Below are 15,486 nucleotides of genomic sequence, written 5' to 3'. Positions count from 1 at the left end.
TCGCAAAGCCTCATGGCAGCCATCAGTGCGCCACCGCCGCCGCCGCTGCCTCGTCGATGAGGCGGCCGGTGCGGAAGCGCTCGATGGTGAAGGGCGCGTTGATCGGGTGTGGATCGTCCTTGGCGATGGTGTGGGCAAAGACATGGCCCGAACCCGGTGTCGCCTTGAAGCCGCCCGTACCCCAGCCGCAATTGACGTAGAGGCCGGGCACCGGCGTCTTGGCCAGGATCGGCGAACGGTCGGGCGTGACGTCGACGATGCCGCCCCAAGAGCGCAGCATCTTCATGCGCGTGAAGATCGGGAACATCTCGCAGATGGCGTCCAGCGTATGCTGCAGGATGTGCAGGCCGCCGGTCTGCGAATAGGAGACATACTGGTCGGTGCCGGCGCCGATCACCAGCTCGCCCTTGTCGGACTGCGAGATGTAGGCGTGCACCGTGTTCGACATCACCACGCAGGGCACCACCGGCTTGACCGGCTCCGACACCAGTGCCTGCAGCGGATAGCTTTCCAGCGGCATGCGCACGCCGGCCATGTTCATGATCACGGAGGAATGGCCGGCAGCCACCACGCCGACCTTCTTGGCGCCGATGAAGCCGCGCGTGGTGTCGACGCCCATGACCGCGCCATTGGCGGCGCGCTTGACCCCGGTGACCTCGCAGTTCTGGATGATGTGGACACCGCGTGCCGAGGCGCCGCGCGCATAACCCCAGGCGACTGCATCGTGGCGCGCCGTGCCGCCGCGGCGCTGCAGGGCGGCACCCACCACCGGATACCGCGCCTGCTTGGAAATGTTCAGCGGCGGGCAGAATTCCTTGGCCTGCTCCGGCGTCAGCCATTCATTGTCGATGCCGTTGAGCCGGTTGGCATGCACATGGCGCTTGAGCACCTGGATATCGTGCACATTGTGCGCCAGCATCATGACGCCGCGCGCCGAATACATGACGTTGTAGTTGAGCTCCTGGGAGAGCCCATCCCACAGCTTAAGCGCATGGTCGTAAATGCCCGCGCTCTCGTCATAGAGATAGTTGGAGCGGATGATGGTGGTGTTGCGGCCGGTGTTGCCGCCGCCGAGCCAGCCCTTTTCCAGCACCGCGACATTGGTGATGCCGTGCACGGTGGCGAGGTAGTAGGCGGTGGCAAGGCCATGGCCGCCGGCGCCGACGATGATGACGTCGTATTCCTTCTTCGGCTCCGGCGAGGACCATTGTTCCTCCCAGCCCTTGTGGCCGCGCATGGCCTCGCGGGCGATGGCGAATACCGAATATTTTTTCAACGTTCCAGCCTCGCAAATGGCGGCAGGGCATCCACTCGGACCCGGCGCGCGAGGTGTATCACTAGCGAAACAGCGCTTCCACCCTTGCGCTGTTTGCGACGGCGCTTGCCGTTTTGCGCCGTGGTGGAAAAGAGGTCTCGGCAGGCTTCGCACGTATCGGGTGGCTCGCGCCGCCCCAGCCTGCGATCACCATCCCAATAGCCGGCGCTGCTGGCGAAGAAAAAGGATGCAGAAAATGTTCGCACTCGCCAATAAGATCGCCATTGTCACTGGCGCCAGTTCCGGCATCGGCCGCGCTACGGCAAAACTCTTTGCCGAGGAAGGCGCCAGGGTTGTTGTCGCTGCCCGCCGCCAGGCTGAGCTCGAGGCGCTGGTCGGCGAGATCGAGGAGGCCGACGGCACGGCAATCGCGCTTGCCGGCGACGTCACCGACGAAGCCTATGCAAAAGCCCTTGTCGATCTGGCTGCCGAAAAATTCGGTGGGCTCGATATCGCCTTCAACAATGTCGGCGCCGTCGGCCCAATGGGTCCGATTTCGGAACTGTCGCTCAAGGGCTGGCGCGAGACGCTCGATGCCAATCTGACCAGCGCCTTTCTCGGCGCCAAATATCAGGTGCCGGCCATGGTCGAACGTGGTGGCGGGTCGCTGATCTTCACCTCCACTTTCGTCGGCCACACGGTCGGCATGCCCGGCATGACCAGCTATGCCGCCAGCAAGGCCGGGCTGATCGGGCTGACGCAGGTCCTGGCCGCCGAATACGGCGCCAAAGGAGTGCGGGTCAATGCGCTGGTGCCGGGCGGCACCGACACGCCGGCAAGCATCACCAACGCACCGGGTGCCGGCCCTGAAGTGCTGGCTTTCGTCGAAGGCCTGCACGCGCTGAAGCGCATGGCGCAACCGCAAGAAATCGCCCGCGCGGCGCTCTTCCTGGCTTCGGACGCCTCAAGCTTCACCACCGGATCGGCGCTGTTTGCCGATGGCGGCGTCTCGATCACCCGGACGTGAAGCATTTCGCGGTCATCGCCCCGCGCTGATCAGCCATAGAGCCTCAAACCGGTCTTGCTTTTTCGACCCGATTTGGCGATTCCGTTTTTGTCGAAACGGGTCTTCTTGCCAAACAGGTCCTGGAACCATGATGCTGATCAGAACCTATGTCGCCCAGAGTGCAATCGAAGGCGTCGGCGTGTTCGCCGCCGAGCCGATCAGGAAGGGCGCCCAGATCTGGCGGCTCGATCCGGATTTCGACCGACTGATCCCGATGGACAGATACGAAGCGGCCCCGCCGCATCTCAGGGAATTGCTCGACCGCTACGGCTATCCGAGCCCGGACCGTCCCGGCTTCATGGTCTATGAGGTCGACAATGGCCGCTTCATGAACCACGCCGAGCGGCCGAACACGGATTTTTCGCAATATGGCGGCGCCACCGCCACCCGCGATATATCAGCCGGCGAGGAAATTACCTGCGACTACGGCGAATTCTTCGAGGATTTCGCCCGGCTTCATCTGGCCAGCGCCTAGTTGGCGCCTTATCTTGGGGCGACCGTGGCAAATTGGCGGTTGTCCTTCATTTCGAGTGTGGACAGCACGGACTGATTCTGCTATCAGCCGCCACAATTCGTGGTGTAAATCGCCGCGGAGGCATGTGGCTATGGCCGCTTGCCTGTTGATATCAAACCCGAAAGACAGGATTGCCCGTGCAGGTACTCGTCCGCGACAATAACGTTGATCAGGCGCTTCGCGCTCTCAAGAAGAAGATGCAGCGCGAAGGCATTTTCCGCGAAATGAAGATGCGCGGCCACTACGAGAAGCCTTCCGAGAAGCGCGCCCGTGAAAAGGCTGAAGCCGTTCGCCGCGCCCGCAAGCTGGCCCGCAAGCGCGCTCAGCGCGAAGGCCTGCTGCCGATGACGCCGCGCCCGGTTGCTGCCGGCGCCGCCGGTGGTCCTGGTGGTGCTCCGCGCCCGCCGCGGTTCTGACGCCAATTTTTCGTCCTTTTCGAAGGATAATTTGAGGTGGCGCGATGCGGAATCGCCGCCACCTTTTTGTTTAGAGCGCCGCCTTTTTGTTAGAGGGCGTTCCCTTGAACGCGCAAACGACGCTCTAGATTTTGTTACGACAATCTGTGGACCCGGCCCGGAGGGGGACCTGGACTGAGCGACGCGACTGAAGTGAGGACAGGGCAAACATGAACGCAATCAGCGTAGAGCGCAGAACCACAATGCGCGGTTTCGCCCTGACGGCAGCCTTGCTCTCCGGCCTGGTGCTTGCCAGCTGCCAGAGCGTCCCGACCGGTGAATTCAACAACATCGACAAGGCGCAGGGCTCGACTGAGAACATTTCCTCGCTGTCGGCGGTCATCCAGCGCAATCCGCAGGATCCGGAAGGCTACAATGTGCGCGGCTCGGCCTATGGCCGTGGCGGCCAGTACCAGGCGGCGCTGAAGGACTTCGACACCGCCATCCAGCTCAATCCGAATTTCTACCAGGCCTATTCGAACCGGGCGCTGATCCAGCGCTTCCTCGGCAACCAGGCCGCCGCCCTTGCCGACTACAACCGCTCGATCCAGATCAACGGCAATTACGACGCCGCCTACATCGGCCGCGGCAATCTCTATCGCAAGGCTGGCCAGACCCAGCAGGCCTTCAACGATTTCCAGAAGGCGATCCAGCTCGACACGACGGATGCCCGCGCCTACCACAATCGCGGCCTGATCTATCAGAGCCAAGGCCAGCACAAATTTGCCATCGAGGATTTCTCGACCGCCATCTCGCTGGCGCCCGATGCCGCCGAACCTTATAACGGCCGCGGCCTGTCCTATCTCGCCATGAATGACGAGGACAACGCTTTCTCCGACTTCAACATGGCCATCAAGCTCGACGGCAAGAACGCCGAGGCATGGTCCAATCAGGCGCTGATCTACGAGCGCCGCGGCGACAAGGTCAAGGCGTCGAAGGCCTACCGCGAAGCGGTTCACCTCGACCCGACCTACCAGCCGGCCAAGGACGGCCTGTCGCGCACCGCCACCGCCACCGCCGGCTGATAACCAGCCGGTTCGCCGCGCGAGTCGTCGCCCGCAACGTTTTATCCAACAGTGTTCCCTTCCCTGTGCAGGTCGCCGCAAAGCGGCCCGCGCAGCAAAATCGCAATCTTTGCGTGCCAGAATGGAAGCCGAGAAGCGACCGCGACATCGGAACGGCACCGCGATGGATGACAACGAACTCCAGATCCAGCGACAGATCGCCTGGCTTGAAACTGCCTCTCCCGACGATTGGCACCGGGCCGTCCTCGACTTCAACCGGGATTGCGACATCGACCCTCTGTTCTGGATCGCGCGCCAGCCGCAATGCGACAAGGCCACGGCGTTGACCATGTTCTGGCTGGGCCAGCCGGCCTACTACCTCATCCTGGCCGTGGAGAATGACGGAACGGACAACAGCGACGCCCCGGTGTGGAAGATGCTGAAGTTCATCGCGCATCGCATCAACACCAATGGCTATATCAGGTCGAAAATCGCCTTCGACGTGGATGATTTCATAGAGCAGGATTTTGAAGAGCTGGCTGAGAAGGCGGGGCAGCTGGCCCACTCCCCGCTGAAGCCGCATCCCGACATGCGCCGCGGCCTTCGCGGACGGCGGCCCGTCAACGACATCGACTTCTACCGGCGCTATCCCGAGGATTTCCACGGCACGGTGCTGGTCGATTTGCCGGACCCAGGCCCGCTGGACAAGGCCTGGTCGGCGCTCGGGCGCCTGTGGCGCCACTGAGCTCTGGCCGACACGCCATCACTCAATCTTAACCACCGAGGGGCAAAGCGTTAACCCTTGCCTTGATCGCGCCAAGTTTTCAGCGGAACGCTCCGGGCCGTTCAACCGTTGTTGAAGGCAATTTTTCGAAAGGACTGACCCATGATCAAGAAACTCGGCTGCGCCGCAGCGCTCGCCACGACGCTGTTTGCCGTTCCCGCCAGCGCCGGCAAGCTTCAACTCGGCACGCTCGATTGCACCATCGACGGTGGCGTCGGTTACGTCGTCACGTCGAACAAGGGCGTCGACTGCACCTTCCGCCCCTACCACCATGGGCCGTCCGAGAAATACACGGGGATGATCTCCAAGCTCGGCGTCGATCTCGGCCAGACGCATCAGGGCCAGTTGGTGTGGGCTGTTCTGGCCGCCACCCGCAGCCATGACGGGGGCGACCTTGCCGGCCATTATTACGGCGTCAACGCCGAGGCGAGCGTCGTGACCGGCGGCGGTGCCAATCTGCTGGTCGGCGGGCTGGACGGCGCCTTTGTGCTGGAGCCGCTCAGCGTCCAGGCGCAGACCGGCGTCAATGTGGCGGTGGCGGTGACCTCGCTGGAGCTGATCCACTCGTTCAAGTAAGTATCGGCAAATAAGGATCGACTGATCCCTCTACGTGCGGCGCGGAACAGGATACTGTTTCGCGCCGTATGCTTTTTGGGGGGAACCGCCGTGCTGAAGACCATCGCCGCCGCCATCATCGCCATTGCCTGGGCAGAACAGGCTCAAGCGCAGGACCAGGGCATAGAACTCGGCGTGCTCGATTGCGCCATAGGCGGCGGCACCGGCTTCATCTTCGGCTCCAGCAAGGATCTGAGCTGCACCTTCACCCCGGCCGACAAGAGCTTTTCGCCGGAAGCCTATTTCGGCGCCGTCAACAAATACGGGCTCGACATCGGCACCACCAAGCAGACCGTCATGCAGTGGCTGGTGCTGACGCCGCTGAAGAACATTTATGCCCCGGGGGCGCTGGCTGGCGACTATGTCGGCGCCAGCGCCGAAGTGACGGCGGCGGTCGGCGCCGGCGCCAATCTGCTGGTCGGCGGTTCCTCGCAGGCCTTCACCTTGCAGCCGCTCAGCCTGCAGACCCAGACCGGCATCAACATCGCCATCGGCGTCAGCCAGTTCCAGCTGCGCAGCACCGAGAACTGATTGCAGTGATGAGGGCGCCCATCGCTTCGTCATCCACGGGCGAAGCAAGGAGCGTAGCGACGCGGCGCAGACCCGAGGATCCATGCCGGGACTCTCGAGCACCGCCACGGTGCAGAATTCTGCACCGCTGTGCCCTTCACGGCGGTCGCGGCATGGATCCCAGGGTCTGCGCGCCGCTTCGCGACGCTCCGCCCTGGGATGACGAAGTGAGGGCGAAAAAAGCCGCTTGAACTCAACCATGGTTGAGGTTTTACAAGCCTGCCCTGACTGAAACAGCGCGCATGGCCCCGCCGGAAACCCTTGCTGGCTTCTGGTGCCATGCGCCGACATCGAGATATGCAAGGCAGGGTAGGAATGATGACTGACATCACCAGCAACAAAGTCGACTGGCGGGCATTGTGGGAAAGCGGCGACCTCGCGCGCTTCTGCTTCATCAGCCTCGGCATCCTGCTGCACGCCACCAACGAGACGATGGTGGCAACCGTCATGCCGGCCATGGTAGGCGACCTCGCCGGCGTTCAGTTCGTCGGCTGGTCGCTGGCGGTCTACGAACTGGGCGCCATCGTCGCCGGTGCTGCCGCGGGGCGCATGGTCAGCTATGTCGCGCTGCGCTCCAACGTCACGGTCGCCGCTCTGCTCTATGCCGCCGGCGCGCTGATCTGCGCCACCGCGCCATCCATGCCGGTGTTTCTCGCCGGCCGCCTGGTCGAGGGTCTCGGCGGCGGCGCGCTGGTGTCGCTGGCCTTCGTCTCGGTCGAGCGGCTGTTCGACCGTAGGATTTGGCCGCAGCTGTTCGGCATCATGTCGGCGATCTGGGGCGTCGCCGCCTTCAGCGGCCCGATGCTCGGCGCCATCATGGTCGAGCTGCTGTCCTGGCGCTGGGCCTTCGGCGTCTTCGTGCTCGGCGGCATCGCCATGGCGCTGGCGAGCTTCATCGTGCTGAACACGCCGGAAGCGACAAAGCCGCAAGCCGCCGCCGGCACCTCGCCACCCTTCCCCTATGCCGCACTTGGCTGTCTCGCCATCGCTGTCGTGCTGATCGCCACCGCCGGCGTCGACGTCGCCCTGCTGCGCTCCTCGCTGCTGCTCATCCTCGGCCTCGCCGGCCTGGCGCTGTTCGTATTCGTCGACGCCATGAAGCCGCGCTCGCGGCTGTTCCCCTCACAGCTGTTTTCGTGGCGGTCGCCGGTCGGCAGCGGCATGACCGTGGTCGCCGCCTTTTCGGTGGCGACGGTCTCCTTCTCGATCTACGGGCCACTGCTGCTGACCACGCTGCACGGCATCCCGATCCTGACCACCGGCTACATCATCGCCGCCGAATCGATCGCCTGGTCGATCCTGTCGATTGCCGTCGCCAATGCGCCGCTGGAGCGCGAACGGCAGATCATCGTCATCGGCGCGCTGATGATTGCATCCGGCCTCGCCGGTTTCGCTTACTCGATCCCGTCGGGGTCGATCCCGCTGATCCTGGTCTGCGCCCTGCTGCAAGGCGGTGGCTTCGGCGTCACCTGGCCGTTCCTGACGCGGATCATCGTCGCCTCGGCTCGCGATGGCGAGCAGACGATTGCCTCGGCCGCCGTGCCGACCATGCAGCGCATCGGCTACGCCGTCGGCGCTGCCGTCGCCGGCATCATCGCCAATGCCAGCGGCTTCTCCGCAGGGCTGAACCGCGATGCGGCGGCCAGCGTCGCCGGCTGGCTGTTCCTCGCCTTCGTGCCGCTCGGCATTGTCGGCTGCCTGGCGGCGCTGAGGATGGCTTTGACGGCAAGCCGGCCGCAATTGGCGGCAGGCTGAGGCCACAGCCGGAAAACTGGCCGGTCGCCTCCGGCCGGCCAGCGCTCAAAGCGACGGAAGAACGCTGCGGATGTGATTGGCAAACGCCTCCACCGCAGGCGACCGCTCGGTGTCGGCAAAGGCAATCAGAATGCCAAGGCGCGGCAGTGGCGGCAGCGGCAGAATATGCAGGTCGGATGGCACCGCCTCCTGTGCCATCACGCTGACGGCGAGACCCGACCGCGCCACCGCGATCAACCCGGCAAGGCTGTTGCTGGCGTAGGCGATTTTGTAGCGCAGCCCGGCGCGGACCATGGCCTCGCACGCCGCTCTGTGGTCGACAGCGTTCGACGCCGACAGCGCCAACGGCACGGTGTCGCCAAAATCGTAGAGGTCGAGCGCCGGTTTGCTACCGACCCAGACGAGACTTTCCGTGCGCACCACGCCTTGTGCATCATGCGCATTCGAAACCAGTGCCAGGTCGATCTGGCGTGCGTTGAGCAGCGTCCGCAATTCGACCGTCGGCGCCGAGACAACCTTGATCTCGACATCGGGATACATCGTGCCGAAACTCTTCAGGAGGGCGGGAAAGAAGGCGCTCAGATAATCCTCGGGGCTACCGAAAATGATCGAGCCGTGCAGGCCCTTCTCGGACAGCGCCGAGATCGCTTCATCATGGATTTTGAGCAGGCGCTCGGCATAGGCGAGGAACCGCTCGCCGCTGCCGGTCAGCCGCACGCCGCTGCCGCTGCGATGAAACAGGTTTTGGCCCAGTGCCTCCTCGAGCCGTTGTATCTGCATGGTCACGGCCGACTGGGTGCGCCCGACCTGTATGGCCACCGCGCTCAGTGTTCCCGAATGTGCCGCACGCACGAAGGTCGTCAGCAGCTTGAGGTCGAGTGGAGCCTGCATATCAATTCCATTGATATCGGAATCCGATTACTATCAATTTTACTGTATCCGCGCCATCGGCTATTTTTTCCTCTGGTCGGTTTGATGGAGCAGCGGCATGTCGAAAAACGCGGATCGCGAATTCTGGGCGGCGGCGCAGAAGCATTTGATACGCTATGGCGGCAGCTTCGAGCCCGCCATCATCGAGCGCGCTGTTGGCTCCTTCGTCTACGATGCCGACGACAGGCCGATCCTCGACTTCACCTCCGGTCAGATGAGCGCGCTGCTCGGCCATTCCCACCCCAGGATCGTTTCGACGGTGACCCGCCAAGTCGCGGAGGTCGCGCATCTTTTCAGCGGCATGCTGTCGCGACCGGTGGTCGAGCTTGCCGAACGCCTTGCGGCACTGGCGCCAGGACTCGACCGGGTCATGCTGCTTTCGACCGGTGCTGAATCGAATGAAGCCGCGATCCGCATGGCCAAGCTGGTGACCGGCAAGCACGAGGTCGTCGCCTTCTCCAAGAGCTGGCACGGCATGACCGGGGCCGCGGCATCGGCGACCTACAGCGCCGGCCGCAAGGGCTACGGACCGGCCACGGTCGGATCGCTGGCCATCCCCGCCCCCAACAGTTTCCGGCCGCGTTTCAGGCACGCGGACGGCTCGCTCGACTGGCGCACCGAACTCGACGATGCCTTCGACCTCGTCGACAGCCAGTCGACGGGGAGCCTGGCGGCCTTCGTCGCCGAGCCGATCCTGTCGAGCGGCGGCATATTGGAACTGCCGCGCGGCTATCTGGCGGCACTCAAACAGAAATGCGGCGAGCGCGGCATGCTGCTTATCCTCGACGAGGCACAGACCGGCATTGGCCGCACCGGCGACATGTTCGCCTTCCAGAGGGACGGCGTCACGCCCGATATTCTTACCCTGTCCAAGACCATCGGCGCCGGCCTGCCGCTGTCGGCCGTGATGACGACAGCCGACATAGAAGACGCCGCGCACGAGAAAGGCTTCCTGTTCTACACCACGCATGTCTCCGACCCGCTGCCGGCGGCCGTCGGCCTCGCCGTGCTCGATGTGGTGGAGGAGGAGCGGCTGGTCGACCGCGCCCGGCACATGGGCGGACGATTGTTCGACGGGCTGTCGCGGCTCAAGCAGCGCTATGAATGCGTCGGCGACGTGCGCGGGCGTGGCCTTCTGCTCGGCGTCGAGATCGTCAAGGACGGCAAGCAGCCCGATCATCAGCTCGGCGCCACGATCGCGGCGGAGGCGTTCCGGCGCGGTCTCAGCATGAACATCGTCAAGCTTCCCGGCATGGGCGGCGTCTTCCGCATCGCCCCGCCGCTGACCATCTCCGAACAGGAACTGGATCTCGGCCTGCGGATCATCGCGGAGTCGATTGAAGCCGGGCTTGCAGCGAGCGCTCCCGGCATCGCCGCCGAGTGAGTATCGGCGGCCAGAGCGGCCGCTCAGACCACGATCGTCTTCAGCCTTTCGGCGATGAGCGCAGCGAGCCGCGCCGCCACTTCGTCCTTGCCCATTTCCGGCCATTCCTCAACGCCGGATTTGGAGACGATGCGCACTCTGTTGCGATCGCCGCCCATGACGCCGGTGGGACCGACGCCGCTTTCATGCGAGACGTCATTGGCGACGATGAAATCGGCGCCCTTCTTCTTCAACTTGGCCTCGGCATTGGCAATCAGGTCCTGCGTCTCGGCGGCGAAGCCGACGACCAGGCCCGGCCGCTTCTGGTGATGGCCGACGCCGGCGAGAATGTCGGGGTTTTCGACCATCTGCAGCGCCGGCGGCCCCTCACCTGCCACCTTCTTGATCTTCTCGCCGGCCAAGTTGGCGGTGCGCCAGTCAGCGACGGCCGCCACGAACACAGCGGCGTCCGCCGGCAGTAGGCTCTCGACGGCGGCCTTCATCTCGCTTGCGGTCTCGACATGCGTCGTCGCAACGCCGGCCGGATCGGCAATGCTCACAGGACCGGAGACCAGTTGGACATCGGCGCCGAGCGTCGCCAGCGCTGCCGCGATCGCATGACCCTGCTTGCCCGACGAGCGGTTGGCGATGTATCGCACCGGGTCGATCGGCTCATGCGTCGGTCCCGAAGTAACAATGATCCGGCGGCCGGCGAGCGGCTTCGGCTTGCTGTCGAGCATCGCTTCGATCACTGCCACGATCTCCAGCGGCTCGGCCATGCGGCCCTCGCCGGCCTCGTTGCTTTCCGCCATCTCGCCCTTGGCCGGGCCGACGAAGGCGATGCCGTCCTTGGCGAGGGTCGCCCGGTTGCGGCGCGTCGCGGCATGCGACCACATTTTCGGGTTCATCGCCGGCGCCAGCAAAACCTTCTTGTCGGTGGCGAGCAGCACGGTGGAGGCGAGGTCGTTGGCATGGCCATTGGCGAGCTTGGCCATCAGGTCGGCGGTGGCCGGCGCCACCACCAAAAGGTCGGCCTCGCGCGACAGCCTGATATGGCCGACATCGTGCTCGTCATTGCGGTCGAACAGTTCGGTGAAGACATGGTCGGCTGAAAGCGCACCGGCCGACAGCGTGGTGACGAACTCCTGCGCGGCCGATGTCATCACCACGCGCACCGCTGCACCGCGCTCGCGCAGCCGGCGGATCAGGTCGAGCGCCTTGTAGGCGGCGATACCGCCGCCGATGATCAGCAGGATGCGCTTGCCGGAGAGGCTGCCCCTCGACAGAGTCTTGCTCGCCACGGCAACGACCGGTGCTGCCGGGCTGCGTGCAACAGCCAGTTCGCGCAGCGTCTCTTCGATCCGATCGATGCGGCCAGAGGGGCCAAGCTGTCCCTCGACCGCGGCGCGGATCATCACCCGCGCCTGCTCTTCCATCGAGCGATCGTTCTCCGCCGCAAGCCGGCGCAGCAGGTCCTTGACCTCGTCGTCAAGGTTGCGAATGGTGATGCTGGCCATATGATTGCACTCTGCTCGAAATCGCCGAATGCAACGATAGCAATGCTATCATTTTGAGACAAGCCGTTCCCGGCAGACGGCTAAAGCAGCTTCCAGGCAATATAGACCAGCGTCAGCGCGATCACCCATAGCGCCAGCCGGCCTGAGCGTGTGTAGCGGGCTTCAGCCTTGCCGATGGCGCGCGATGTCGCCTCGTCGAAACGCAGCCCGTGCTCGGCCATCAAATCGATCTCCCGCGACAGCCGCTCGGTGCGGGCGGCGAGGTCGGGTGCTTGGCGCGCCAGCGCCAGCAGCGCCTTGGCGCTGTCGCGCGCATCCATCAAAAGTCCGCTCGGGCCAAGATTGCCGGCGATCCACTGGCCGACCACCGGCTCGGACGTCTTCCACATGTTGAAGGCCGGATCGAGCGTGCGCGCCACACCTTCGACCACCACCATGGTCTTCTGCAGCAGGATCAGTTCCGGCCGCGTCGCCATGTCGAACAGTTCGGTGACCTCGAACAGCAGCGTCAGAAGCTTGGCCATCGAGATGGTCTCGGCCGGCTGGCCATGGATCGGCTCGCCAATGGCGCGGATCGCCTGGGCGAAGGCCGCGACATTGTGCTGGCGCGGCACATAGCCGGCCTCGAAATGGACTTCGGCCACGCGCAGATAGTCGCGGGTGATGAAGCCGTAGAGGATTTCGGCGAGGAAGCGGCGCTCCTTCTTGCCGAGTCGCCCGGCAATGCCGAGATCGACGGCGACGATATCGCCGTTCGCCTCGACGAACAGATTGCCCGGATGCATGTCGGCATGGAAGAAGCCGTCGCGCAACGTGTGGCGCAGGAACGACTGGATCAGATTGGTGGCGATGGCCTTGAGATCGTGACCGACAGCCACGAGACCAGCCACGTCGTTCATTTTGACGCCGTCGACCCATTCCATGGTCAGCACGTCGCGGCCGGTGCGTTCCCAGTCGACCGACGGCACGCGAAAACCGGGATCATCCTTGGTGTTTTCGCCGAGCTCGGAAAGCGCGGCCGCCTCGAGCCGAAGATCCATCTCGACCTTGGTGGTCTGCGCCAGCGTCTCGGTCACCTCGACCGGCCGCAGCCGGCGCGATGACGGGATGTATTTCTCCTGCAGGTGGGCGGCGAGGAAATAGCTTTCGAGATCCTGGAAGAAGCGGCGGCGCACGCCCGGCCGGATCACCTTCACCGCCACCTTGGTATCAACGCCATCGTGAATGGCTTGCGCAGGATGAACCTGGGCGATGGAGGCCGCCGCGACGGGATCGCCGAACTCGGTATAGAGCTCGCCGATCTTACGCCCGAGCGAGCCCTCGATAGCCGCCACAGCGTCCGCCTGCGGGAAGGTGTGCATCTTGTCCTGCAGCATGGCGAGGTCGAGCGCCATGTCGTTGCCGACGACATCGGGCCGCGTCGCCAGGAACTGACCTAGCTTGACGTAAGAGGGCCCAAGCCGGACCACCGCCTTGGCCAGCCGGTCGCTGCGCTCATAGGCAAGCGCGCGACGGCGGGTAAACAGCCGCGCCATGCGCCAGCCGAATTTCGGCAGGCCGCTGAGCTCGTCGCCCGGAAGTGCTGCGATCACGCCCTCGCGGACCAGCACCCAGCCGGCCCGTGCGAGCCGAAAGGCGGCGCCGACGCTGCTCATGCCCAAACCTGCTGCAAATTGACCTGCTGCAAATTGGCCCGCTGCAAACTGTCCTGCCTCAAAGCTTCCAGCCCGAATGCAGCGCGGCAATTCCGCCGGAATAGTTGCGGAACGATACCCGCTCGAAGCCGGCCCGGGTGATCATCGAAGCAAAGTTCTGCTGGTTGGGAAATTTGCGGATCGATTCGACCAGGTAGGAATAGGGCTCGCCGTCGCCGGTCACCATCTTGCCGATCTGCGGAATGGCGTTGAACGACCAGGCTTCGTAGACCTTGTCGAGCAGCGGCATCTCGACTTCGGAAAATTCCAGGCACAGGAACCGCCCGCCGGGCTTCAGCACGCGGAATGCCTCGCTGAGCGCGACATCGATGCGCGGCACGTTGCGGATGCCGAAAGCGATGGTGTAGGCGTCGAAGGTAGCGTCTGCAAAAGGCAGTTCTTCGGCATTGGCCTCGACGAAATCGGTGTTGCCGGAGAGCCCCTTCTTCTCAGCTCGGTCGCGGCCGACGCTGAGCATTGAGCCATTGATGTCGAGCACCGTGGCATGCGCATTGCCGTGGCTGGCGTCGACGATGCGGAAGGCGATGTCGCCGGTGCCGCCGGCCACGTCGAGCACTTTCCAGCCCGGACGTTTCGGCGGATTGAGCCATGTCACCATGGCGTCCTTCCACAGCCGGTGCAGTCCGGCCGACATCAGGTCGTTCATCAGGTCGTAGCGGTTCGCCACCTTGTGGAAAACCTCGTTGACCAGAGGCTGCTTGTCGCCTGGTCCTACGCTCTTGAAACCATAGGAGGTTTCCATGCCGCCCGCGGCCGTGGTTCTCTCAACTGACATTATTTTGATCCGTCATAAAACCGGCGGGACCATAGCCGATCGATGGTGCGGGCGCTATTGTTTAAGGCGCGGTGTTCAGCCGCGCTTCCAGGTGGCGGGTTTTCAAGACCTGGACTGACCGACGGGATATTTGAATGCCTTTGAAAGCAGAATTGCACTGCCATATTGAAGGGGCAGCGGCGCCCGAACTCGTCATTCGCCAGGCGCAGAAATATGGCAAGGACACTTCTCCCTATATCCAGAACGGCTCGTTCGTCTGGCATGACTTCACCACCTTCCTCGCGGCTTACGATTTTTCCTCCGATTTGTTCCGCACCGAGGAGGATTATGCGCGCCTCGCCGACCATTATTTGACCAGCCTTGCCCGCGACGGCGCCATCTATTCTGAAGTCTTCACCTCGCCCGATCATGCCGTCAGGGCCGGCCTGTCACCCAAGGCCTATACCGACGCGCTCGGCGAAGGCATGCTGCGCGCCAAAGCCAAGACCGGCATTGAGGGCCGCATGATCGTCACCGGCGTGCGTCATGTCGGCGTCGAATCGATCGAGCAGGCGGCACGCTTCGCCGCGCGTTGCGGCAATTCGCTAGTCACCGGCTTCGGCGTCGCCGGCGACGAGCGTATCGGCGAGATGGAGGATTATGTCAGGGCTTTCGAGATCGCCCGCGAAGCCGGCCTCGGCATCACCATCCATGCCGGCGAACTGACCGGCTGGGAGACGGTGCAGGCAGCCCTCGACCACATCCGCCCCTCGCGCATTGGCCATGGCGTGCGCGCCATCGAAAACCCCGACCTGGTCAGGCGCATCGCCGATGAGGGCATCGTGCTCGAATGCTGCCCCGGCTCCAACATCGCGCTCAAGGTCTACGAGACTTTCGCCGACCATCCCTTCACCGCCCTGCAGGCAGCCGGCTGCAAGGTGACGCTGAACTCCGACGACCCGCCCTATTTCTGGACCTCGCTGAAGCGAGAATACGACATTGCCGCCGAGCATTTCGGCATGAACGAAAAGGCGCTGACCGCCGTCACCAAGACGGCGATCGAGGCCGCTTTCGTCGATAGGAAGACCAAGACGGCGCTTCTTGCGCGGCTGAACGCCGTCGCGCGCTGATTTCCCGCGACAAAGCTGTGGCCGGCGCCGCCAGGCGGTTCCTTGGCCGGCGCATTGTC

15 protein-coding genes are annotated in these 15,486 nt (G+C 64.0%); 10 read left to right on the top strand and 5 right to left on the bottom strand.

The features are described from left to right. Window positions 1-22 precede the first annotated feature (22 nt). Entirely contained in the window at window positions 23-1,276 is a 1,254-nt protein-coding gene (locus AC1D1L_RS24200) for a sarcosine oxidase subunit beta (protein ID WP_436173424.1), read from the bottom strand. 235 nt (window positions 1,277-1,511) lie between these two features. Between AC1D1L_RS24200 and AC1D1L_RS24195 the strand changes: the two genes are divergently transcribed. From AC1D1L_RS24195 to AC1D1L_RS24160, 8 genes are all read left to right on the top strand, one after another. Continuing rightward, window positions 1,512-2,282: an SDR family oxidoreductase gene (locus tag AC1D1L_RS24195; protein WP_477343948.1), complete on the top strand. Its 771-nt coding sequence runs from the start codon at window positions 1,512-1,514 to the stop codon at window positions 2,280-2,282. A 127-nt stretch (window positions 2,283-2,409) separates the two neighbouring features. Then, window positions 2,410-2,796 carry an SET domain-containing protein gene (locus tag AC1D1L_RS24190; protein ID WP_477343947.1) on the top strand — a complete coding sequence of 129 codons (387 nt, stop codon included), beginning with the start codon at window positions 2,410-2,412 and terminating at the stop codon, window positions 2,794-2,796. A gap of 176 nt (window positions 2,797-2,972) precedes the next feature. Further along, window positions 2,973-3,251: a 30S ribosomal protein S21 gene (rpsU, locus tag AC1D1L_RS24185; protein WP_023671138.1), complete on the top strand. Its 279-nt coding sequence runs from the start codon at window positions 2,973-2,975 to the stop codon at window positions 3,249-3,251. 209 nt (window positions 3,252-3,460) lie between these two features. Then, window positions 3,461-4,315 carry a tetratricopeptide repeat protein gene (locus tag AC1D1L_RS24180; protein ID WP_477343946.1) on the top strand — a complete coding sequence of 285 codons (855 nt, stop codon included), beginning with the start codon at window positions 3,461-3,463 and terminating at the stop codon, window positions 4,313-4,315. Window positions 4,316-4,478: 163 nt separating this feature from the next. Continuing rightward, window positions 4,479-5,039, top strand: coding sequence for a DUF4274 domain-containing protein (locus tag AC1D1L_RS24175; RefSeq protein WP_477343945.1), 561 nt, complete (start codon window positions 4,479-4,481; stop codon window positions 5,037-5,039). A 141-nt stretch (window positions 5,040-5,180) separates the two neighbouring features. Next, complete coding sequence (locus tag AC1D1L_RS24170) at window positions 5,181-5,654, top strand: DUF992 domain-containing protein (protein ID WP_112559213.1); 474 nt, start codon at window positions 5,181-5,183, stop codon at window positions 5,652-5,654. Between the two features lie 90 nt (window positions 5,655-5,744). Continuing rightward, window positions 5,745-6,224: a DUF992 domain-containing protein gene (locus tag AC1D1L_RS24165; RefSeq protein WP_436261302.1), complete on the top strand. Its 480-nt coding sequence runs from the start codon at window positions 5,745-5,747 to the stop codon at window positions 6,222-6,224. A gap of 357 nt (window positions 6,225-6,581) precedes the next feature. Then, the gene (locus AC1D1L_RS24160) at window positions 6,582-8,018 is read left to right on the top strand and encodes an MFS transporter (RefSeq protein ID WP_477343944.1); all 1,437 of its coding nucleotides are present in this window, start codon (window positions 6,582-6,584) and stop codon (window positions 8,016-8,018) included. A 45-nt stretch (window positions 8,019-8,063) separates the two neighbouring features. Here the strand turns inward: AC1D1L_RS24160 and AC1D1L_RS24155 are convergent, their stop codons facing one another. Further along, complete coding sequence (locus AC1D1L_RS24155; protein ID WP_477343943.1) at window positions 8,064-8,909, bottom strand: LysR family transcriptional regulator; 846 nt, start codon at window positions 8,907-8,909, stop codon at window positions 8,064-8,066. Window positions 8,910-9,006: 97 nt separating this feature from the next. Here AC1D1L_RS24155 and AC1D1L_RS24150 point away from each other — a divergent pair, with 97 nt between their 5' ends. After that, entirely contained in the window at window positions 9,007-10,332 is a 1,326-nt protein-coding gene (locus AC1D1L_RS24150; protein ID WP_477343941.1) for an aspartate aminotransferase family protein, read from the top strand. A 23-nt stretch (window positions 10,333-10,355) separates the two neighbouring features. Here AC1D1L_RS24150 and coaBC read toward each other — a convergent pair whose 3' ends face one another. The 3 genes from coaBC to ubiE all read right to left on the bottom strand — a co-directional run bounded on the left by coaBC (window position 10,356) and on the right by ubiE (window position 14,318). Continuing rightward, on the bottom strand, window positions 10,356-11,828 hold the full coding sequence (gene coaBC / locus AC1D1L_RS24145) for a bifunctional phosphopantothenoylcysteine decarboxylase/phosphopantothenate--cysteine ligase CoaBC (RefSeq protein WP_477343939.1): 1,473 nt from the start codon (window positions 11,826-11,828) through the stop codon (window positions 10,356-10,358). An 80-nt stretch (window positions 11,829-11,908) separates the two neighbouring features. Continuing rightward, window positions 11,909-13,483, bottom strand: coding sequence for a 2-polyprenylphenol 6-hydroxylase (gene ubiB / locus AC1D1L_RS24140; protein ID WP_477343938.1), 1,575 nt, complete (start codon window positions 13,481-13,483; stop codon window positions 11,909-11,911). A 58-nt stretch (window positions 13,484-13,541) separates the two neighbouring features. Next, window positions 13,542-14,318 carry a bifunctional demethylmenaquinone methyltransferase/2-methoxy-6-polyprenyl-1,4-benzoquinol methylase UbiE gene (gene ubiE, locus AC1D1L_RS24135; RefSeq protein WP_477343937.1) on the bottom strand — a complete coding sequence of 259 codons (777 nt, stop codon included), beginning with the start codon at window positions 14,316-14,318 and terminating at the stop codon, window positions 13,542-13,544. Window positions 14,319-14,452: 134 nt separating this feature from the next. On the opposite strand from ubiE, the gene AC1D1L_RS24130 reads away from it, so the two are divergent. Beyond that, window positions 14,453-15,427 carry an adenosine deaminase gene (locus AC1D1L_RS24130; protein WP_477343936.1) on the top strand — a complete coding sequence of 325 codons (975 nt, stop codon included), beginning with the start codon at window positions 14,453-14,455 and terminating at the stop codon, window positions 15,425-15,427. Window positions 15,428-15,486: the final 59 nt, after the last annotated feature.

Source organism: Mesorhizobium sp. P2_D6, assembly GCF_056404315.1.
Note: the sequence above shows the minus strand (reverse complement) of the source record. Positions and strands in the feature narration are given on the sequence as shown.

Excerpts from the sequence above, each read along its gene's own strand:
- AC1D1L_RS24195 (WP_477343948.1), top strand. The coding sequence starts at position 1,512 with ATGTTCGCACTCGCCAATAAGATCGCCATTGTCACTGGCGCCAGTTCC.
- AC1D1L_RS24190 (WP_477343947.1), top strand. The coding sequence starts at position 2,410 with ATGATGCTGATCAGAACCTATGTCGCCCAGAGTGCAATCGAAGGCGTC.
- AC1D1L_RS24180 (WP_477343946.1), top strand. The coding sequence starts at position 3,461 with ATGAACGCAATCAGCGTAGAGCGCAGAACCACAATGCGCGGTTTCGCC.
- AC1D1L_RS24175 (WP_477343945.1), top strand. The coding sequence starts at position 4,479 with ATGGATGACAACGAACTCCAGATCCAGCGACAGATCGCCTGGCTTGAA.
- AC1D1L_RS24170 (WP_112559213.1), top strand. The coding sequence starts at position 5,181 with ATGATCAAGAAACTCGGCTGCGCCGCAGCGCTCGCCACGACGCTGTTT.
- AC1D1L_RS24160 (WP_477343944.1), top strand. The coding sequence starts at position 6,582 with ATGACTGACATCACCAGCAACAAAGTCGACTGGCGGGCATTGTGGGAA.
- AC1D1L_RS24155 (WP_477343943.1), bottom strand. The coding sequence starts at position 8,909 with ATGCAGGCTCCACTCGACCTCAAGCTGCTGACGACCTTCGTGCGTGCG.
- AC1D1L_RS24150 (WP_477343941.1), top strand. The coding sequence starts at position 9,007 with ATGTCGAAAAACGCGGATCGCGAATTCTGGGCGGCGGCGCAGAAGCAT.
- coaBC (WP_477343939.1), bottom strand. The coding sequence starts at position 11,828 with ATGGCCAGCATCACCATTCGCAACCTTGACGACGAGGTCAAGGACCTG.
- ubiB (WP_477343938.1), bottom strand. The coding sequence starts at position 13,483 with ATGAGCAGCGTCGGCGCCGCCTTTCGGCTCGCACGGGCCGGCTGGGTG.
- ubiE (WP_477343937.1), bottom strand. The coding sequence starts at position 14,318 with ATGTCAGTTGAGAGAACCACGGCCGCGGGCGGCATGGAAACCTCCTAT.
- AC1D1L_RS24130 (WP_477343936.1), top strand. The coding sequence starts at position 14,453 with ATGCCTTTGAAAGCAGAATTGCACTGCCATATTGAAGGGGCAGCGGCG.